The sequence below is a fragment of the Reyranella sp. genome (genome assembly GCF_004297265.1).
Taxonomy (GTDB): Bacteria; Pseudomonadota; Alphaproteobacteria; order Reyranellales; family Reyranellaceae; genus Reyranella.
The window spans coordinates 59,120-78,106 of sequence record NZ_SCUT01000043.1; the positions used below are offsets into that span (position 1 = coordinate 59,120).

16 protein-coding genes are annotated in these 18,987 nt (G+C 67.7%); 8 read left to right on the top strand and 8 right to left on the bottom strand.

Features of this window, described 5'->3' with window-relative positions:
* Positions 1 to 90: 90 nt before the first annotated feature.
* The 7 genes from EPO41_RS18555 (at position 91) to EPO41_RS18585 (ending at position 9,545) form a co-directional block, all read left to right on the top strand.
* Positions 91 to 660: a hypothetical protein gene (locus EPO41_RS18555; protein ID WP_296327995.1), complete on the top strand. Its 570-nt coding sequence runs from the start codon at positions 91 to 93 to the stop codon at positions 658 to 660.
* A gap of 86 nt (positions 661 to 746) precedes the next feature.
* Positions 747 to 2,624: an autotransporter assembly complex family protein gene (locus EPO41_RS18560; RefSeq protein ID WP_296327999.1), complete on the top strand. Its 1,878-nt coding sequence runs from the start codon at positions 747 to 749 to the stop codon at positions 2,622 to 2,624.
* Complete coding sequence (locus EPO41_RS18565) at positions 2,624 to 6,622, top strand: translocation/assembly module TamB domain-containing protein (RefSeq protein ID WP_296328001.1); 3,999 nt, start codon at positions 2,624 to 2,626, stop codon at positions 6,620 to 6,622. The genes EPO41_RS18560 and EPO41_RS18565 overlap by 1 nt, the downstream gene beginning before the upstream one ends.
* 117 nt (positions 6,623 to 6,739) lie before the next feature.
* A complete protein-coding gene (locus EPO41_RS18570; protein ID WP_296328004.1) occupies positions 6,740 to 7,417 on the top strand; it encodes an OmpA family protein in 678 nt (225 codons plus the stop codon).
* Between the two features lie 68 nt (positions 7,418 to 7,485).
* Positions 7,486 to 8,073, top strand: a complete 588-nt coding sequence (locus EPO41_RS18575) for a DedA family protein (protein ID WP_296328007.1) — start codon at positions 7,486 to 7,488, stop codon at positions 8,071 to 8,073.
* Position 8,074: 1 nt separating this feature from the next.
* The gene (hisC, locus tag EPO41_RS18580; RefSeq protein WP_296328009.1) at positions 8,075 to 9,139 is read left to right on the top strand and encodes a histidinol-phosphate transaminase; all 1,065 of its coding nucleotides are present in this window, start codon (positions 8,075 to 8,077) and stop codon (positions 9,137 to 9,139) included.
* 40 nt (positions 9,140 to 9,179) lie between these two features.
* On the top strand, positions 9,180 to 9,545 hold the full coding sequence (locus EPO41_RS18585; RefSeq protein ID WP_296328011.1) for a copper resistance protein CopC: 366 nt from the start codon (positions 9,180 to 9,182) through the stop codon (positions 9,543 to 9,545).
* Between the two features lie 3 nt (positions 9,546 to 9,548).
* Here EPO41_RS18585 and EPO41_RS18590 read toward each other — a convergent pair whose 3' ends face one another.
* The 8 genes from EPO41_RS18590 to EPO41_RS18625 all read right to left on the bottom strand — a co-directional run bounded on the left by EPO41_RS18590 (position 9,549) and on the right by EPO41_RS18625 (position 17,817).
* Positions 9,549 to 10,217, bottom strand: coding sequence for an AroM family protein (locus EPO41_RS18590; RefSeq protein WP_296328013.1), 669 nt, complete (start codon positions 10,215 to 10,217; stop codon positions 9,549 to 9,551).
* Positions 10,218 to 10,221: 4 nt separating this feature from the next.
* A complete protein-coding gene (locus EPO41_RS18595) occupies positions 10,222 to 11,202 on the bottom strand; it encodes an ABC transporter ATP-binding protein (RefSeq protein WP_296328016.1) in 981 nt (326 codons plus the stop codon).
* A gap of 135 nt (positions 11,203 to 11,337) precedes the next feature.
* Positions 11,338 to 12,384, bottom strand: coding sequence for an extracellular solute-binding protein (locus EPO41_RS18600; RefSeq protein WP_296328018.1), 1,047 nt, complete (start codon positions 12,382 to 12,384; stop codon positions 11,338 to 11,340).
* 23 nt (positions 12,385 to 12,407) lie between these two features.
* Entirely contained in the window at positions 12,408 to 13,223 is an 816-nt protein-coding gene (locus EPO41_RS18605; protein ID WP_296328019.1) for an ABC transporter permease, read from the bottom strand.
* The gene (locus tag EPO41_RS18610; protein WP_296328021.1) at positions 13,220 to 14,095 is read right to left on the bottom strand and encodes an ABC transporter permease; all 876 of its coding nucleotides are present in this window, start codon (positions 14,093 to 14,095) and stop codon (positions 13,220 to 13,222) included. The genes EPO41_RS18605 and EPO41_RS18610 overlap by 4 nt, the downstream gene beginning before the upstream one ends.
* A 10-nt stretch (positions 14,096 to 14,105) precedes the next feature.
* The gene (locus EPO41_RS18615) at positions 14,106 to 15,662 is read right to left on the bottom strand and encodes a hydantoinase/oxoprolinase family protein (protein WP_296328022.1); all 1,557 of its coding nucleotides are present in this window, start codon (positions 15,660 to 15,662) and stop codon (positions 14,106 to 14,108) included.
* Entirely contained in the window at positions 15,659 to 16,741 is a 1,083-nt protein-coding gene (locus EPO41_RS18620; protein ID WP_296328025.1) for a DUF917 domain-containing protein, read from the bottom strand. The genes EPO41_RS18615 and EPO41_RS18620 overlap by 4 nt, the downstream gene beginning before the upstream one ends.
* Positions 16,738 to 17,817 (bottom strand): DUF917 domain-containing protein, encoded by a 1,080-nt coding sequence (locus tag EPO41_RS18625; RefSeq protein ID WP_296328027.1) that lies wholly within the window; start codon positions 17,815 to 17,817, stop codon positions 16,738 to 16,740. Before EPO41_RS18625 ends, EPO41_RS18620 begins: the two co-directional genes overlap by 4 nt.
* Before the next feature lie 206 nt (positions 17,818 to 18,023).
* Here EPO41_RS18625 and EPO41_RS18630 point away from each other — a divergent pair, with 206 nt between their 5' ends.
* Complete coding sequence (locus EPO41_RS18630) at positions 18,024 to 18,971, top strand: AroM family protein (protein WP_296328029.1); 948 nt, start codon at positions 18,024 to 18,026, stop codon at positions 18,969 to 18,971.
* The last annotated feature ends 16 nt before the right edge of the window (positions 18,972 to 18,987 follow it).

The following is an 18,987-nucleotide window of genomic DNA, read 5'->3' on the forward strand; positions in this document are numbered from 1 at the left end:
GCTCCCGGGGTCGCGATCGTTCACGAAGGCCTGATTTGCTGACGCGAACATCGCGACCCTAGCCTGACATCCAGTCCACAGGAGTTCTCGATGCGCCTCACGACCAGGATCGGCGCCGTGCTCGCGGGTCTCGCCGCGCTGCCCGCCCTCGCCGTCGCGGCCACGATCGGCGGCGTTTACTATGCGCCGCAGTACGACTATCGCGACTTCTTCGCCGCGACCGACGGCAGGAATTTCCCGGTGATCCTCGCGGGCGATGCCTTCCCCGGCGTCGATCCCGGCGTAGTGGCACGGGACCTCCTTCCGGCGATGCAGGCGGCCAAGCCGCGCCCGGCGCTCACCTTCACCTACGACCGCCCGATTCCGCCGGCCAGTCCCGACTACCGGCTGGTCTTGGTGTTCGATCCCGCCAACGATCTCAATGCCGATCCGGTATGCGCGGGCGAGCCGGCGCGCTTCAAGCCGGGCACGCCGGGCCGTTTCTATGTCTATGCGATCTATTGTCGGAACGACCGAGCCATGTCCTTTACCACGGCATGGACACAGGCGACCGGACCGGCCGATCCGCGCATCGAACAGCTCTTCCGGCAGCTCTTCATGGTCATCTTCACCGATCAACAGCGGCGTTATGCGGAACTCGACCCCAGGTTCATACCGTGAGCGACCGCGCTCCGCTGCGGGTCGTGGGCCAATAGACGCGCAGACGCATCCCTTTTAGCCGCCGCGCGTTGTATGTGTCGCGTGGCATGGCCTTTGTAGATCGCGAGTTCCTGCGTTGGGCGCGCATATGCTGCCTCATCTCGATGACCTGGGCGGCATCGGCGAGCCTTTGGTCGCGCGCGGTCGATGCGCGAACGGGCAAGGTCGTTCTTGCCGTGGCCGGAGACGAGCGCATGTCGTCCGATCTCAAGGAGCTGTCGGAAGACTTCCAGAAACAGCAGCCCCTGACGGGCGATGCGCTGGGAATATTGCAGGGCGCGCAGGCGATTGCCGCCCAGTTCAACACGGCCCTGCGGTCGCGGGGTTTCTACGACGCGACGATCAATGCCACGATCGACGGAAGACCGATAGCGGACGCCTCCGCCCTGGAGGCCCTCGAAGCGCGTCCCGACACTGAGGCGACGACCGTCGACATCACCATCGATACCGGCCCCCGCTATCGGATCGGCTCCCTCGCGATCCGGCCGCCCGGCAGCCAGCAGTCGCTGCCCGGGATCGACCGCGCGGAGCTCGGCATCGCGCCCGGCGATCCAGCCGACGCCTCCGCCATCATCGCCGCCCAGAACAAGCTGCTGGACGAACTGCGCAAGCAGGGCCACGCGCTGGCCGCCATCAAGGACCGCGAGGTCATCGTCGATCATGCCACGCGCGAGGCCGAGGTGACCTTCGTCGCCGAGCCCGGCCCGCTCGCCAGAATGGGCCCGGTGCGCTTCACCGGCACCGAGAAGGTCGACACGGTCTGGCTTCAGCGTCGCGTGCCCTTCAAGGAGGGCGAGCCCTACTCGCCGGCCAAGGTCGAAGAGCTGCGCGGAAAGCTCACCTCGCTGGGCACGTTCAACGCGGTACGCCTGAAACCCGCGACGGAGCTCGATGCAAACGGCGAGTTGCCGATCGAGGCCGAGCTGACCGATCGGCTGCAGCGCTCGATCGGCTTCGGCGTGAGCTACGAGACCCAGCTCGGTTTCGCGGTCGAGGGTTTCTGGGTCCATCGCAACCTGTTCGGCCAGGCCGAAAGCCTGCGCCTGTCGGGTGAGATCAACCATATCGGCCAGGGCTACGCGATCCTCGACACCGGCTTCGCCTTCCGTGCGGCCTTCCGCAAGCCCGACTGGTGGTTGCCGGGACAGGATCTGCGACTGGAAGCGGCGGCGCTGCGCGAAGTGGTCCCTGCCTATACGAGAAAGGCCGCCACCTTCTATGGCGGTTTCGACCGGACCTTTTCGCCGCGCTGGCAGGCCCGCGTCGGCCTGGCCGGCGAGATCGCCGACATAACCCGCAACGGGATCACCCAGAGCTATCGCATGCTGGGGCTTCAGGGGACGGTGCTCTACAATCGCGCCAACAGCGACCTCGACCCGACGCGTGGCTATCGCATCGAGTTCAACGTGCAGCCTTGGATCGATACCGGACCGGGCGGCGACATGTTCACCATCCTGCGCCTGACCGGCCGTCACTATTGGGACATCGCCGAGCCCGGCCGCACCGTTCTTGCCACGCGCGCTTCGTTCGGTATCGAGCCTGCCACCAGCATCGGCGGCATCCCGCCCGACAAGCTCTTCTATGCGGGCGGCGGCGGCTCGGTTCGCGGCTTCGTCTACCAGACCGCCGGACCGCTGGACGCCTACGGCAATCCGCTGGGCGGCCCGAGCGTCGTCGAGGCCAACATCGAATTGCGCCAGCGCATCGGCAAGGCATTCGGCGCCGTCGCCTTCGTCGATGCCGGCAGCGCCTACCCTGACATCCTGCCAAACTTTTCGCAGTTGGCGCCGAGGGTCGGCGCCGGCGTCGGCATCCGCTACTACACCGACTTCGGGCCAATCCGGGCCGATGTCGGCATCCCGCTCAACCGCCGCCCAACCGATCCGCCGTTCGGCATCTATGTCAGCCTGGGTCAGGCCTTCTGATGCGCGCGCTCCGCATAGCGGCCTATGTGGTCGCCGTCATGGCGGTGGTCGGCCTCGCCTTCGCGGGCGTGCAAACCGCACCGGGCAAACGGTTGCTCGCCTCCGTGGCCTCCAATCTCGCCTCCTCTCCGGACCAACAGATCCGCATCATCGGCGTTGAGGGCTTCGTGCCGACCGACCTCCGCGTGGCGCGCGTCGAAATCGCCGACCGAGCAGGCCCGTGGCTAGAGGTCGAGGAGGCGCACCTCTCCTGGTCCTTCGCCTCGCTCCTGCAGCGCCGGCTGCGTATCGAACTCCTGTCGGCCGCGAAGATCATCGTTCTACGCGTGCCGCAGGAAGAGAAGAAGGAAAGCACGCCCACGACCGGCGGCCTCCGGCTTCCCTTCGACATCGAGCTGCAGTCCCTGCGGGTCGACGACCTCCATCTCGCGGCCGCTCTCGGCGGCATCGATTCACACTGGAAGATCGGGGGCGAGGCGGCGGTCGCCCGCGACCTCGCCGAAATCAGCGCCCGGCTCGCGGCCGACCGACTGGAAGGCCCCAAGGGCAAGCTCACCGCCGACGTGCGGCTGGAGCGCTCGCCCCGCAGGATCGCGGCCGACATCACGCTCGACGAGGCGTCCGGAGGCATCGTGGCGGCGCTGATGCAGCGGCCCGACTTGCCGGACATTTCTCTGAAGCTCTCGGCCTCGGGCGACGAACGGGACGGCACGGCCGAACTGAGCGCCAAGGCCGGCGATGCGGCGACCGCCAACGGCGGTCTGCGGTGGATGCCGGATGGCAGCGACACCGGGTTTCAGTCCACCCTCGACGCGGGCCCCATCGATGTCCCGGCGCAGGGCCTCGCCTGGCAGGGTCTCCATCTCAAGGCGGATGGCAAGCTCACCGGCGCGGTCCGCGTGCGGGGCACTGTCCAGGATCTGAAGCTGGCAACGCTCGATCCCCGCCTGCCGCAACCCGGCACCGTCACGGTCGATGCCACGGTCTCGGATTTTGTCGGTGGCAAGATAAGGGTTCGGTCGTTCGATGTTGGCATGCCGCTCCTGCGCCTGACAGGAGACGGGGACTACGTCCCGGCGGACGACAAGGGCGAGGTGCGTGCGAAGGTCGAGCTGCCGAGCCTCGAGCCGCTGTCGGCGCTGGCCGGCCGCACGCTGAGCGGCAAGGCGCAGGTCGACCTCACGGCGGGCATCGACAAGGGCAATCTCTCCGCTGGTTGGCAGGGCCGAATCGACGGGTTCGGGGCCCCCGACGTGCCGCAGGGTCTGGTGGCCACCGTCAGTCTCGCCGGCAACGCCACCCTCGCGCCCGATGGCACCTGGACGATCCGGCAGGCGAAGCTCGGCAGCGACAGCGGCACGCTCACGGTGTCCGGCCGGGGCCAAGAGCAGGCGGGCACCCTCGACCTCGCGCTCGATCTGCCCCGGCTGGCGACCTTCCGCGCCGAGGTGCAGGGCGCTGCGACCGCTGCGGCGACCGTGGATTTCGGCGGTCCCGAAACCTCGCTCAGGCTCAAGGTCGAGGGCCGCGACGTCGCCTACCAGAAAATCACATCGCGAACCCTCGTCCTCGACACCACCGTATCGCTCGCACCCGGCGGCAAGTTGACGGGCTCGCTTCAGGCCGACGGTGACGTCGCGGGCCAACCCCTGTCGCTCGCGGGGAAGTTCTCGCACGAAGAGGCCGCCGGCCTCTCGGTGCCAACCCTCCAGGGACGCTGGTCGAGCGCCCTGCTCGACGTCACCAATCTTGCCATTGCCCAGACGCGGACGACCGGGCACGCACGCCTGGCAATTCCCCAGCTCAAGGATATCGAGGCGCTGGCCGCGCTGGGTCTCGAAGGATCGCTGGTTGCGGAAGTCACGGCCGATCCGAATGCCCCCGCAGGCCGGCTCGACGTCTCGGTGAAGGGTACCGACCTTGCCGGCCAGGGCCTGGGCGCCGGCACGCTCGATCTCAAGGGGCATGTCGACGATCCGGCCGGCCGGGCCGCCACGGACCTCACACTCGATGCGACACGCCTGCGCGGCGCCGGCGGTCTGTCCGCCCTGAAGGCGACGGCCAAGGGTGATCGGGCGAGCGGCATCGACCTCGCCCTGCAGGGTTCGGGCCCGGAACTGTCCGCCGACCTCGCCGCCAAGATTGAGTTCGCGGCCGAGGAAGTCCGGGTCGCCTTATCCAGGTTCACCGGCCGCTACCGTGACATTCCGCTCGGTCTGAACGCGCCGGCGAAGATTACCGTCGCCGGTGCACGCATCGTGATCGATCCGACGAACTTGCGCGTCGGCGCCGGCCGGGTGGCCGTACGCGGCACGCTCGATCCCGTGGCGAGTGACCTGCAGACCGAAATCACCGGCCTGCCACTCGCCCTGGTCGACACCTTCGCGCCCGGGACCGGCCTGGAAGGCACTCTCCAGGCCAAGGTTCGCGCCACCGGGGCGATGGCCTCCCCGAGGCTGGAGGCGAATTACAGCGCGGCCGGCATCCGCGTGCGCCGGCCCGACGCGGTCTTGGTGCCCGCGGTGTCGCTGCAGGGAACAGCTTCTCTCGTCGGCCAGGAGGCGAGCATCGACACGCGGCTTGCGGCCGGCGGCAGCACGAACTTGACAGTGAAAGGCACGGGAACCGTGCCTCGCGGCACTGGACCTGTCGCCGCCAGGATCGCCCTGGGGGGCTCGATCGACATCGCGCCCTTTGCGCCCCTCCTGGGCAACGACATCCGTAACGTAACCGGCCGGATCCGGCCCAGCGTGTCGGTATCGATCAACGGCACGCAGATCAGCGGCACCGGGGCGATCGACCTCGAGGGCGGCGCTCTGGCGATGCCGGAAGCAGGCCTGAAACTCACCGGCGGCCAGGGTCGCTTCATCCTCCAGGGCGACACGCTGCAGGTGCAGCAGCTGACCTTCCGCGCGGGTACCGGCACCGTGACCGGAAGCGGTTCGATGCGCGTCGATGCCAACCAGGGTCTCGTGCTGGACCTCGGTCTCGCGACGCATCGTGCGCTGCTGGTGAGCCGACCGGACATGGTCGCCACCGTTTCGAGTACCCTCAGGATCACGGGGGCGACCACTTCCGGCATCGAAGTCTCCGGGCCGGTGACGATCGACCGTGCCGAAATCTCGGTCGGCGGTGGCCAGACCGCTTCCTTCCCGACTATCGAGGTCAGGGAGATCAACAAGCCGGGTGCCGCTCCTCCAGCAGCTCCATCGGCACAGCGCCGCCCGACCCCGAAAGCCCCGCCTCCCCCCGACTCCACACCGATCAAGCTCGCACTCGACGTGCGCGCACCGCAGGCAATCTTCGTCCGCGGTCGCGGCCTCGACGCCGAGATGAGCGGCCAGCTCACGGTCAGCGGCAGCCCCAGTACGCCCGCCGTCATCGGCGGCTTCACGATGCGCCGCGGCACGTTCAGCCTGGGCAGCCGCAGGCTCACCTTCTCCAAGGGCATCGTGACCCTCGACAACCTCAATACCATCGACCCGCGCCTCGACTTCCTCGCAAGCACGACGGCCAATTCGGCCACGATCGGCGTCGCCATTACCGGAACCTCCCGCGAACCGAAGCTCGAAATCACCTCGACGCCCTCGATGCCCCCGGACGAGGCGATGGCCCTTCTCATCTTCGGGAAGCCGGCCTCGCAGCTCGGGGCCTCGGAGCTGCTTCAGGTCGCGCAGGCGCTCGCCGAGCTGGCCGGCCAGTCTCCGGGCGAGGGGGTCCTGAGCCGGCTGCGCAAGGGGCTGGGGCTCGATCAGCTGAGCGTCGGATCCTCGTCTGCCAGGACAGGTGAGCCCACGGGTGCCGCCGCCAGCGGGGTGTCCCTCGAAGCGGGCCGCTACGTGGCCCCGGGCGTCTATGTCGGCGCCCGGCAGGGGGCGGAAGGCAATTCCAGCCGCGGCGTGGTGCAGCTCGACGTCTTCGACAACATCAAGGTCGAGGGCGATATCGGCGCCAATTCCACGGGGCGGGTGGGGGTCAAAGCCGAGTGGGACTACTGATCCGGACGACGGAAAGTTCTTTGTGCATGGCATCGGAACTTCCAAGGGGCGCGCGCGTTTAAGCCCTCGGACGGACCCACCGTGGGTTTAGATCCGAAAATCGAGGGAAACCATTCCATGCTCAAAAAACTCCTGGTCGTCGCCGCGGCGACATTCCTGTTGGGCGCCTGCGCGTCGGAGCCGCCTCCGCCGCCGCCTCCCCCGCCGCCGCCGCCGGTCCAGGCGCAGACCTTCATGGTCTTCTTCGATTGGGACCGTTCCAACCTGACCGCCCAGGCCGTGGAAACGGTCCGCCAGGCCGCCCAGGCCTACAAGACCCGCGGCAGCGCCAGCATCGTGGCGACCGGTCATACGGATACTTCGGGCTCGCCGCAGTACAACATGGCGCTCTCGCTGCGCCGCGCGAACTCGGTCAAGGAGCAGCTCGTCCGCGAGGGCGTGCCGGCGACCGCGATCACGGTCAACGGCCGGGGCGAGGAAGGCCTGCTCGTGCAGACCGGCGACAATGTCCGCGAGCCGCAGAATCGTCGCGTCGAGATCGTTGTCGGTGGCGGCCAGACCACGGTCAGCACCGTGTTCTCCGACCCGGCCTCCTACTGCAAGGCGCTGAGCGACAAATGGCGCCAGTATCGCACTGCGGTGATCGAGCCGCGTGAGGCGGCCGCCATCGCGAAGTGCGAAGCGGGAGACTATGCCGCCGGCATCCCGGTGCTCGAAGACGCGCTGATCGGCGTCAAGATCCCGCTGCCGGCGCCCGGCTATCGCTGGCCCGGCCGTCCCATCGGCCCGGCCTGAAACCTGGCCCGTTGAACCACGGAAGGCGGCCCCTCGCGGGGCCGCCTTTTTCGTTGTAGGCAGTGCGAATGCTCGACGGCGACCTCGCCTCCTTCCTCGATTTCATCCGCCAGCACGGCGACGCCGTCTATGCCTTCGTCACCGTCTATTCGATGGCCAACAGCCTCCTGCTGGCGCTGTTCTCCGGCTATGCCGCACAGGCGGGTGCGCTGGGCTACGAACAGGCGCTGGCCGCCTGCTGGACCGGCACGTTCGCCGGCGACATCATCCGCTTCTGGGTCGGCCGGCGCTTCGGCACGCGCTGGCTGCGCGGCATCCCGCGCCTGCAGCGCGCCGTCGAGACGGCAGCCCGCCTTGCCGACCGCCACCATACCTGGATGATCCTGATCCACCGCTATCCGCGCATCATCCGCAACGTCGCGGGCTTCGCCTACGGCGCCTCCGCCTTGAGCTGGCCGCGCTTCCTCGTGTTGAACTTCATCGCGGCGGGCCTGTGGGCCGGTATCGCGGTCTCGGCGGGCTATGGTTTCGGCTTCGTCTCCGAGAAGACCATGACCGATGCCCTCTCGGCCTTCGGCATCGCCATGCTGGTGGCCTTCCTCGCGCTCGGCTGGTTCCTGACGCGACGTCTGGAGCGTGTGATGGAGCGCAACTAGGATGAATCCCTACTGGAGCCGGATCGCACGCGAACTGTCGCCCTACACGCCGGGCGAACAGCCACGTATCGCCAACCTCGTTAAGCTCAACACCAACGAGAGCCCGTTCGGCCCTTCGCCCCGCGCCGAGGAGGCGATGCGGGCGGCGGCCTCCGACTCCCTGCGACTCTATCCCGACCCGGAAGCCGTGGAGCTGCGCCAGGCGCTGGCCGACCATCACGGCGTCAGGCGGGAGCAGGTATTCGTCGGCAACGGCTCCGACGAGGTGCTGGCCCACGCCTTCGCCGGCCTGCTGAAACAGACCCGGCCGCTCCTCTGCCCCGACATCACCTACAGTTTCTATCCGGTGTGGGCGCAGCTCTTCGGCATCACCCTGGAGACCGTACCGCTCGACGCGGGGATGGGCGTGCGCATCGAGGACTATCGCCGCGAAGCCGGGGCGATCGTGATCGCCAATCCCAACGCCCCGACCGGCATCGCCCTACCTCGTGCCGCCATCGCCCGGCTGCTCGACGAGCATGCCGGCATTCCCGTCCTGGTCGACGAAGCCTATGTCGATTTCGGCGGCGAGAGCGCGGTGCCGCTGATCGCCGACCATCCGAACCTGCTGGTCGTGCAGACCATGTCCAAGTCGCGCGCCTTGGCCGGACTGCGCGTCGGCTATGCGCTGGGCGATGCAGGGCTGATCGAGGCGCTGCGCCGGGTGAAGGACTCCTTCAATTCCTACCCGCTGGGGCGCATCGCGCAGGCCGGCGCCACCGCCTCGGTGCGCGACGATCCCTGGTTCCGCGACAGCTGTTCCCGGATCGTTGCGACGCGCGAGACGATGACGCGCGAGCTGACGGCACTGGGCTTCATCGTCCTGCCCTCCTGCGCCAACTTCGTCTTCGCCCGGCATCCGTTGATGGGCGGCGCGGCGTTCGCCGCGGCCCTGCGCGACCGTGCGATCCTGGTCCGGCACTTCGACAAGCCCCGCTCCGCGCCCTACATGCGCATCACCGTCGGCACGCCGGACGACGTCCGGAAGCTGATCGCGGCCGCTTCGGACATCCTGAAGGGCCGCTAGCCGGAAAAGGGCGCGACGATATGCGATGAGGATGCGAAAGATGATCACGCGACGACAGGCCGTTCTCGCAGGAGCCTCACTTGGCCTGTTCGGGCTCAACGGCCCGACACAGGCCCAGGAACTGCGCGTACTGGACTCCGCGCCCCAGGCGAACGCGGTGGTCGGCCAGCGCAGCAGCGCTTTCTATGTCCGCTTCAACCGTCCGGTCGACCATCAGGATTCCCGCCTCGCCATCAAGCGGGACGGCAGGATCATCGAGGTCCTGCATCCCCGACTGGAGTCGACACCGGACGTGCTTTTCGCCCGCGCACCCACCCTGCAGCCGGGCCGCTACAGCCTGCATTGGATCGTCGGCGGCGAGCCGCAATTCGACGGCGAGATCCCCTTCTCCGTCGGCAACGACTGAGGATCAGTCGAGCAACTCGCGCAGGACGCGCCCGGTGGCCGTGATGGCGAGCAACGTCGGCACCTTCACCACGGCCTTCACGGCCGCCTTCGTTGCGGGCCCGTAGCTCATGCAGTCGAGCGCCACGAGGTCGGGCTTGCTCGCCGCCAGACGACCGGACACGTCGGCCGCCTCTTCCGGCCCGGCACTCGGCACGAGTGCCTCGACCGTGACGGCGACGCCGCTCCGCGCCCATTTGGCGGCGAGTTTCTCGCCCTGCTCGGCAAACGGCACCAGCAGGCCGAGCCGCCCGCGCGGCAGCAGGCCTTCGGCGATGCCGCTCAGGACCCGCGACGGGAACAGCACACCGGCATCGCCTTCCATCGCCGGAAACTCCCCCGTGCAGGCATAGACGATGGCATCGCAACCGTCGGCGCGCAGCTTCGCCAGCGTCTGCGGAGAGCGGGCGATCACCGCCTGCTTGGAGATCTTCACGTCGCGGCCGCCGCGCAGGCGCGTATAGAGCGTGTCGGCGCCGCTGAGCGGCGGCAGGGCATCGACCTCGGCGTCGCTGAGGCCATCGAGCGCGCCGCGAAGGATCACCTTCGTGCCGGCCGGCGCCTGGGCGGCGAACAGTTCGACGATGTCGTCCCGCGGCGCCTGTCCGACGGTGACGATCCCCAGCGTGCTCATGCTCTCAGCCCTCCAGTGCCACGGCGTCGCCGTCGTTCCAGGCAAGCCCGACCGCATCGCCCGGTGCCCGCGAGGCCCTTTCGCCGGCATGGGTCTCGCGAACCAGCATCGACGGCCCGTTCGCGGGCTGAACGCGCAGCAAGGTCGAGCCGCCGAGATAGTTCGAGGTCTCGACCGTGCCCGACAGGCGCGCACCGTCGGGTGCCACCAGCCTGATCTTTTCGGGCCGCAGCGCTCGGAGGCGGCCGCCCTCTTCCAGAATGTTGATCTCGCCGATGAAGTCGGCGACGAACCGCGTGCGCGGCCGCTCGTAGATCTCGGTCGGCGTGCCGACCTGCTCGACCTTGCCGCCGTTCATCACGGCGATCCGGTCGCTCATGGCCAGCGCCTCCTCCTGGTCGTGGGTCACGAAGACCAGGGTGACGCCGAGGCGCTTCTGCAGTTCCTTCAGCTCGAACTGCATCTGCTGACGCAGTTTGCGGTCGAGCGCGCCCAACGGCTCGTCGCAGAGAAGCACCGGCGGCTCGACGACCAGCGCGCGCGCGAGCGCCACCCGCTGCTGCTGTCCGCCGGAAAGCTGGCCGGGCTTGCGCGTCTCGAAACCCGTCAGCGCCACCTGTGCCAGCGCCGCCGCGACCCGCCGCTCGATCTCCGGCTTCGGGACCTCGCGCATGCGCAATCCGAACGCCACGTTTTCCGCCACGGTGCGATGCGGGAACAACGCATAGGACTGGAACACCATTCCCATGTCGCGCCGGTGCACCGGCAGGTCGGTGATGTCGTTGCCACCGACATGGACGCGGCCCGAGTCGGGATGCTCGAAACCCGCGATCATGCGCAGGCTCGTGGTCTTGCCGCAGCCCGATGGCCCGAGCAGCGAGAAGAACTCGCCGGCGGCGATATCGAGCGTCACCGAATCGACGGCCATGACGCGGCCGTCGAACGTCTTGGTCACCTGGTCGAGCTTGATGGCCGCGGAAGTCATTCAAACACCATCCTCACCCTGAGGAGGCCGCAGAGCGGCCGTCTCGAAGGGGCGGTACGCGCACCTTGTTTGTTACCCATCCTTCGAGACGCGGTCCTGCGGACCGCTCCTCAGGATGAGGGTTTGCACTCACGCCTAGCCCTTCAGGATCTTGGTGACGCGGGCGTCGATGTCCTCGCGGCGTGCATTGTACCACTTCCAGTCCGGCTGGATCAGGGTCGCCACCTTCTCCGGCGTGGTGAGGAGCTTGGCGTCGTACTTGGCGTCGAGCTTCACCTTCCTGTTCGCCGGGGAGTACCACACGGCCTCTGCCAGCAGCTTCTGCACGTCGGGGCGCAGCATGTAGTCGATATAGGCAAAGGCCAGCTCCTTGACCTTCGATCCCGGTGTCACGTTCAGCACCTGCTCCAGTGCCAGCACGCCCTCGGAGGGGCTGGCGAAGTCGACCGGCTGCATGTTCGCGCCTTCGTATCGGTAGACACCCGAGTCATGGATGACGCCCATCGACACTTCCGCCGACAGCAGCATCTTCTCCATCTGGCCAGTGAAATCGACCAGCTTGATCGGCTTCAACGCCTCGAGCGCCTTGTAGGCGGCGTCGAGATCGGTAAGGCCCTTGCCGTAGACCTTGCCCAGCATCATCAGGTGCGCCTGGCCGAGGCTGTTCACCGGGATCAGGTAGCCGCCGCGCGCGCCGGCCAGCTTGGGATCGGCGAGATCCTTCCACGAGGTCGGCTTGGCGAGGCCCTTGTCGGTGCGATAGCCCAGTCCGATGGCGCTGGTGAAGATCGTGACACCGACGATCTTGTCGCTCACCGCGTAGGGATAGACGTCGGCGATGTTGGGCACTTCCTTGGCGGTGATCTTGTCCATCACCAGCCCCTCGACGACGGCGTTCCACTGCTCGTTCGAGTTGGCGTGCAGCACGTCGTAGATCGGGTCGTTCTTCGGGCTGACCTGCAGCTTGGGCAGGAACGGGAAGGCCTGGTCGGCCGACACCGTGCACTTGAACTCCTTCTCGAAGGCCGGCAGCACCGTGGCCTTCATGACCTCGCCCCACTTGCCGCCCCAGGTCGTGATCTTGAGCGTCTTGGTCTGGGCGTGGACGATCGACGGCGCCCCCATCGTGGCCAGGGCCGCGAGGCCCGCACCGGCACGCAACGCTTTGCGACGTGAAATCATGGCAACCCCCTGTTCGTTCCCGATCACAGCTTAACGTAGGCCTTGAGGCCGATCAGCCTTTCCAGCACCAGAACCACCGACAATGCGAGCAAGATCGAGACCATCGAGGCTGCGGCTATCGCGCCGTCGAGATCGAATTTCATGTAGTTGAACAGCACCACGGGCAAGGTCTCGCCCTTCGGCACCACCAGGAACAGCGATACCGGGAACTGGTCGAACGAGACGATGAAGGCGAAGACCCCGCCCGCGAATACGCCCGGCCGGATCAGCGGCAGGGTGACCTCGAAGAACACCCGGACCGGGCTGGCCCCCAGGACGGCGGCGGCCTCCTCGATGCGGCGGTCGAAATTGTGCAGCACGGCAAGCGTCGTGCGGATGACATAGGGCACCGCGACCAGGGTATGGGCTGCGATCAGCCCCCACACCGGACGGCCGATCCCCGACAGGAGATAGGCCTGGAACAGCGCGAGGCCCGTCAGGATGGCCGGCACCATCAGCGGCGACATGAAGAAGGCCGTCAGGACCGCGCGCCCCGGCAGGCTGCCGCGCGCCAGGGCGAGCGCGCAGGCGGCGCCGATCACGATCGACAGGACCAGCACCACCGTCGCCACCCAGAGCGACAGCCAGAGCGCATTCATGAACTCGGCGTTCGTGAAGAACTTCTCGAACCAGCGCAGGCTCACGCCGACCGGCGGGAACGAGATGTAGGGCGTCGGGTTCAGCGCGAATACCAGCACGATGGCGATCGGCAGCAGCAGGAACCCGAGCAGCAGCGCGTTGAGCGCGAGATAGGCGGCGCGGCCCGCATCGAACGGCCGGCGGTTGGGTGCGGCGCTCATGCCATACCCTGCCCGCCCGCAAGCCGCGCCAGGATGCGGTTGTAGGCAACGACGATGGCGAGCGACACCAGCAGCAGGATGACGCCGAGCGCGCCCGCAAAGTTCGGATTGAAGCTGGTGCCGACCTGCTGGGCGATCAGCATGGGAAGCGTCAGCACGTCGGTGCCGCCCATCAGCGAGGGCGTGACGTAGGCGCTGATCGACAGCGCGAAGACCAGGAGCGAACCCGCCAGGATGCCGGGCAGGCTGAGCGGCAGGGTCACCTCGACGAAGGCGCGCAGGCGGCCGGCGCCCAGACTACGCGCCGCCTGCTCCAGCCGCTCGTCGATGCGGCCGATCACACCGGTCAGGGTCAGGACCATGAACGGCACGTAGATGTGGACCAGCGCGACGATGGTGCCGAACTCGTTGTACATCAGCGGCAGCGGCTTCTCGATCAGGCCCCACTGCATCAGCGTCGTGTTGATGACGCCCTTGTCCTGCAGGATCGTCATCCAGGCGAAGGTGCGCACGACGATGCCGGTCAGCATCGGCGCGATCACCGCCATCAGCACCAGCGCATGGCCGAGACGCGACTGCATGCGCGCCATCCAGTGGGCGAGCGGATAGCCGATCAGCAGCGAGACGATCGTGGTGACGAGGCCGATGCGCAAGGTCGACCACAGAGCCTCGTGGAAGATGCCCGCCGTGTCGAAGAGGAAGCGCTCGTAGTGCCGGGTCGTGAGGAAAGCGTTGGGGTTGGTGACCGGATTGCCGGAGTAGAAGGACATCGCGGTCATCACGGCGAACGGCAGCACGAAGAACAGGACGAACAGCAGCCCGGCCGGCGCGATCAGCCAGGCGATCGGTGATGGGCGGGCCGCGTTCGTCATGCCGGCACGGTCACGCGGTGGCGGCGACGTCGCCGACGACCCGGACGCGCACGCGGACCGAGTTGCCAGGCAGGTAGGCGAGAGGCATGTCCTCGCTCTCGATCGTGTGCAGGGTCGCGCGGTCGGCGCCGGCTGCGACGGCACGGTCGTTCGCGATCTCCTGCGCGGCGGCGAGCGCCTCGACCCGGCTCATGTCCTTGAAGATCTGGTCGCATTCGCCCGAGACCTGCGCGATGGCGGCGCCGACGGCATTGGCGCAATCGCCATGCTCGACATGGATGACCTGCGAGACGCCCGTCATCTTCTCGGGGATCAGGAAGGCCCCGCCACCGACCGCGATCAGCGGCACGTCGCCCGCCTCCGTCTTCATGCGATCGACCGCTTCCTCCGCAAGACGCGCCGCCTCGGAAAAGACCTTCGCGCAGGTCACGGCATCGAGATGCTCGACCTTTATCCTGTCGCCGAGATCGAGAATGCCGGAGGCGACCGCCACGTCGGTGGTGGTGAGCTGCGCGCCGCCGAAGGCGATGCCGTCGGTCAGCAGCCGGTAGCCCACGGAAAGCGGGCCGATGGAGAGCGGATCGAGCACCACATGGCTGCCGCCGCCCAAACCGATCGACAGCAGGTCGGGCATGCGGAAAAGCGTGCGGACACCGCCCACCTTGACCACGGAGTTGGCCTCGCGCGGGAAGCCGAGCTTGAGTTGGCCGACGTCGGTCGTGGTGCCGCCGACGTCGATCACCATCGCGTCGCTCAGGCCCGAGAGGTAGGCGGCGCCGCGCATCGAGTTGGTCGCGCCCGAGGCAAAGCTGTAGACCGGCAGGCGACGCGCCTGGCTCGCCTCGGCAACGGTGCCGTCGTTCTGGGTGATGAAGAGAGGCGCGGCGATGCCGGAATCGCGGATCGCCTTCTCGAAGGCCGCGATCGTGTCGCGCGACAGGTCGGCGAGCGCGGCATTCAGCAGCCCGGCATTCTCGCGTTCCAGCAGCCCGATGCGGCCGAGATCGGACGAGCAGGTGATGGCCGCATCCGGGATCACCGAGGCGACCAGTTCGGCCGCGCGCTTTTCGTGGCTGGGATCGAGCGGCGAGAAGACCGACGAGATGCCGACCGCGCGCAGACCCGCGGCCTTCATTTCCTGCGCCGCCTTCAGGACGGCGGCCTCGTCGAGCGGCATGAACGGGCGGCCGTCATATTCATGGCCGCCTTCGACCATCCAGACGCCGCCGCGCACCAGCTCGCCAAGATCCTCGGGCCAGTCGCAGAACGGCGGCAGCGAGGCGCCGGACGGCAGGCCGAGCCGCAGCGCAGCCACCTTCGTAAGATGCCGGCGCTGGACCACGGCATTGATGAAATGCGTGGTGCCGATCATCACGCCGTCGACCTTCTTCGGCGCGCCGTCAGCGCCCTTCAGCACGCCGGTCGCGGCGAGCTTCTTCAGCGCGTCGAGGATGCCCGTCGTCACGTCCTGGCTGGTCGGCGCCTTCACCGCGCCCACGACCCTGCCCTCTTCGATCAGGACGGCGTCGGTGTTGGTGCCGCCGACATCGATACCGATTCGTCTCATGACGCGAACACGCTCCTGAAGTCGAGATCATAGCCAAAGGCCCGCGGACCGACATGGGCCAGCCCTTCGGGGGTGAGAAAGATGTCGGGGCCGGGCAAGGCAATCACCGTGACCCGCTGGCCGTAGCGGATGGTCTCGGTGCCGACCGCCTCGCCCGACACCGAATCGAGCACGCAGATCAGGTCGGGGCTCATGGCGACCGGCTCGCCGTCACGTTGCGCCACGATCCACTCGTTCTGAAAATTGATCTGCATTGCCGAGCCGCGCCAGTCGTCCATGCCCTCGAAACGCACGACGCCGCGCAGGAAACCCTCTGTGGCGCGTCGCTCGACGTCGACCACCTTGCCGCGATAGAGGAGCTTGCCCGGCTCGACGGCAAGGATGGCGGCGACCGGGTCGTCGTGCGTGCGCTGCGCCTCGCGCACGGCACGACCGATGGCGATCGCCTTGGTAGTCGTGCCGTGGATGCCCCAGCGCTTGACCTCGGCGCCGGTACGCGGCGGCTGGCAAGTCGAGGCGGTCGAGCCGTACTCGACCACGATCTTGCGGCCGACCCGCTCGGCCCACTTCCAGGTCGGCACGGTCTCGACGACTGCCTCCAGCCCGCGAACATCGACCACAGTCATCGGACACGGCTTGAGCTTGCCCACCGCCACCGAGGTCATCTGCGCCTCGGGATAGGCGCGCCCCATCGTGTCCGAATCGACGACCGGGATGCCGAGATTGGCTGCGACCATCAGCGGGCGCACGCCGTTGCCGCCGCCGATCTCCATGCCCATGACGGCATCGAACCTGCGCCTGGTGTGCTCTTCCATCAGCGTCGCCGCGCGGGTGAACACGCGATGATCGGTGAGACGCTCGATACCGACCAACGGCGCGCCCATGCCGGCGATCACGGCGACATAGGCATCGTCCGACAGATCCTCGGCGTCGATCAGCCCCACGCGTTTTCCCTCGCGATAGAGCAGGCGCATGTTGAGCAGCGACAGATAGGGATTGCCGCCGCCGCCGGTGCCCAGGATCCAGGCGCCGACGGCGAGCGATTCGACATCGTCCTCGGTGATCTCCCGCCGGCTCAAGCGAAGACGCTCTTGAACTCGATGTCGTAGGCGAACGCCCGGGGCCCCACGTGCTGCAGGCCCTTGGGGCTGAGGAACACGGGGGGCGGCGGCAGCGCGATCACCGTCACCCTCTGTCCGTAGCGGATGGTCTCTGTCCCCACGGCCTCGCCCGATACGGAATCCAGCACGCAGATCAGGTCGGGCGACATGGCGATCGGCTTGCCGTCGAGCCAGGCCACGATCCATTCGTTCTGGAAGTTGATCTCCATGGAAGAGCCGCGCCACTCGTCCATCCCGTCGAAGCGGGTGCGACCGCGCAGGAAGCCCTCGGTCGCACGCCGCTCGACGTCGACGACCTTGCCTTTGTAGAGGAGCTTGCCGGGCTCGACCGCGAGAATGGCCGCGATCGGGTCCTCGTGCCGGCGCTGGGCCTCTCGCACGGCGTGGCCGATCGCGATGGCCTTGGTCGTGGTGCCGTGGATGCCCCACTTCTTCACCTCGGCGCCGGTGCGCGGCGCCTTGCAGGTCGAGGCGATCGAGCCGTACTCGACGCAGATCTTGCGGCTCACCCGCTCCATCCATTTCCAGGTCGGCACCTTCTCCACGACCGACTCGAGCCCGCGCACGTCGACGGTGGTCAGCGGACACGGCATGAGATCACCGACCGCGACCGACGTCATCTGCGCTTCGGGATAGGCGCGACCCATCATGTCGGAATCGATCACCGGGCGCTTCAGATGCGCCGCCGCCATCAGCGGCTGGATCGAATTGCCGCCGCCGATCTCGAGCGCCATGATCCCGCGGAAGCGATATCGCGTGTGGCGCTCCATCAGGTCGACGGCGCGCGCGATGGTGCGGCTGTCGGTGAGACGCTCCTGCCCGACCAGCGGCGCGCCCATGTTGGACACCGCGGCGACCCAGTCGTCGTCGGCCAGTTCCGACGCCGGCATGAGCTGGACGCGATAGCCCTCCTTGTAGAGCGCCCGCATGTTGAGCAGGCCGAGATAGGGACTGCCGCCCCCGCCGGTGCCGAGGACCCAGGCGCCAACGGCCAGCGATTCGATGTCGTCGAGAGTAATGTCGGTCAGGGGCATGGGCCGGTGTTTCGGGCGAGGTCGCTCTTGTCGGGTCAGACGAGGTCCGCCGGAGCGAGGCCTTGCAAGATCGGGACCATCGAAGCGGCGTATTTCGTCGCGTGATGGGTTCCAGCCCGCATGACATCTTGCCCCGTGTTCAGGCATGTCTATGGATTGGACAGGCAGGCATCAATACGTGCGAACACGTAGGGGGGAGTAGACAGGTGGGGACCAGGCGCACACCGCGCATCGCCGTGATCACGATGGGCCACGCGCCACGTCCTGACGTGATGCGGGAAATCAGCCCTCTGCTCGGCGAAGCCGAGTACGACGAATTCGGCGCCCTCGACAACGATACTGAATCGATGATCGCGAGCATGGCGCCGCGCGGCGACGAGTTGAGCTACCTCACGCAGCTGCGCGACGGCCGCCACGTGATCGTCGAAGCCGGCTTCGTGACGAGCCGCACCGAGGCACTCGTCGCGGAACTCGATGCTCGCAACTACGACCTTCTCATCCTGGCGATGACCGGTATGCGCGCACGGCTTGCGACGCGGACGCCGCTCATCCATGGCCAGGACTCGCTCGATGCCTGGATCTCCGCGCTGGTCGCCAGCAACTCGCGGATCGGCATCATCTTCCCCCTGGCAAGCCAGCAGTCGGCCGCGAGCGAAAGCGACTACGGCACCATGCTGAAGAGTTCGCTGGCGAGCATCGGCGGGAGCCAGAGTTCAGACCTGACCCAGGCCATCGATCGCGTGTCCGGCGCGGACCTGATCGTGATGAACTCGGTCGGCTATACCGGCGAGCTGGCCCAGCTGGTCGCGCGCGCCAGCGGCAAGCCGGTCGTCACCGCCTGCCGCATCATCGGCAGCACGGCACGCCTGCGACTGTCCGAAATTGCCGGCAAGCCGCTCGATCTGCAGGCCACGACCTATACCGGCGCCGAACTGCTGCGGCGCCTTCCGCAGCCCGCCCGCGAGACACTCACGCGACGCGAGACGGAGGTGCTGGTCCAGGTGCTGGAAGGCGCCGCCAACAAATCCATCGCGCGGACACTGGGCATCAGCCATCGCACCGTCGAGATCCATCGCGCCCGCGCGATGCTGAAGCTCGGCGCGACGTCTACGCCGGAACTCATCCGGCGTGCCCTGAGACAGCCGGAACGCTGAGGTCCAGTGGCGGACC

Bases quoted from the DNA above. Each gene is read 5' to 3' on its own strand.
- EPO41_RS18555 (WP_296327995.1), top strand. From the start codon at position 91: ATGCGCCTCACGACCAGGATCGGCGCCGTGCTCGCGGGTCTCGCCGCG.
- EPO41_RS18560 (WP_296327999.1), top strand. From the start codon at position 747: ATGGCCTTTGTAGATCGCGAGTTCCTGCGTTGGGCGCGCATATGCTGC.
- EPO41_RS18565 (WP_296328001.1), top strand. From the start codon at position 2,624: ATGCGCGCGCTCCGCATAGCGGCCTATGTGGTCGCCGTCATGGCGGTG.
- EPO41_RS18570 (WP_296328004.1), top strand. From the start codon at position 6,740: ATGCTCAAAAAACTCCTGGTCGTCGCCGCGGCGACATTCCTGTTGGGC.
- EPO41_RS18575 (WP_296328007.1), top strand. From the start codon at position 7,486: ATGCTCGACGGCGACCTCGCCTCCTTCCTCGATTTCATCCGCCAGCAC.
- hisC (WP_296328009.1), top strand. From the start codon at position 8,075: ATGAATCCCTACTGGAGCCGGATCGCACGCGAACTGTCGCCCTACACG.
- EPO41_RS18585 (WP_296328011.1), top strand. From the start codon at position 9,180: ATGATCACGCGACGACAGGCCGTTCTCGCAGGAGCCTCACTTGGCCTG.
- EPO41_RS18590 (WP_296328013.1), bottom strand. From the start codon at position 10,217: ATGAGCACGCTGGGGATCGTCACCGTCGGACAGGCGCCGCGGGACGAC.
- EPO41_RS18595 (WP_296328016.1), bottom strand. From the start codon at position 11,202: ATGACTTCCGCGGCCATCAAGCTCGACCAGGTGACCAAGACGTTCGAC.
- EPO41_RS18600 (WP_296328018.1), bottom strand. From the start codon at position 12,384: ATGATTTCACGTCGCAAAGCGTTGCGTGCCGGTGCGGGCCTCGCGGCC.
- EPO41_RS18605 (WP_296328019.1), bottom strand. From the start codon at position 13,223: ATGAGCGCCGCACCCAACCGCCGGCCGTTCGATGCGGGCCGCGCCGCC.
- EPO41_RS18610 (WP_296328021.1), bottom strand. From the start codon at position 14,095: ATGACGAACGCGGCCCGCCCATCACCGATCGCCTGGCTGATCGCGCCG.
- EPO41_RS18615 (WP_296328022.1), bottom strand. From the start codon at position 15,662: ATGAGACGAATCGGTATCGATGTCGGCGGCACCAACACCGACGCCGTC.
- EPO41_RS18625 (WP_296328027.1), bottom strand. From the start codon at position 17,817: ATGCCCCTGACCGACATTACTCTCGACGACATCGAATCGCTGGCCGTT.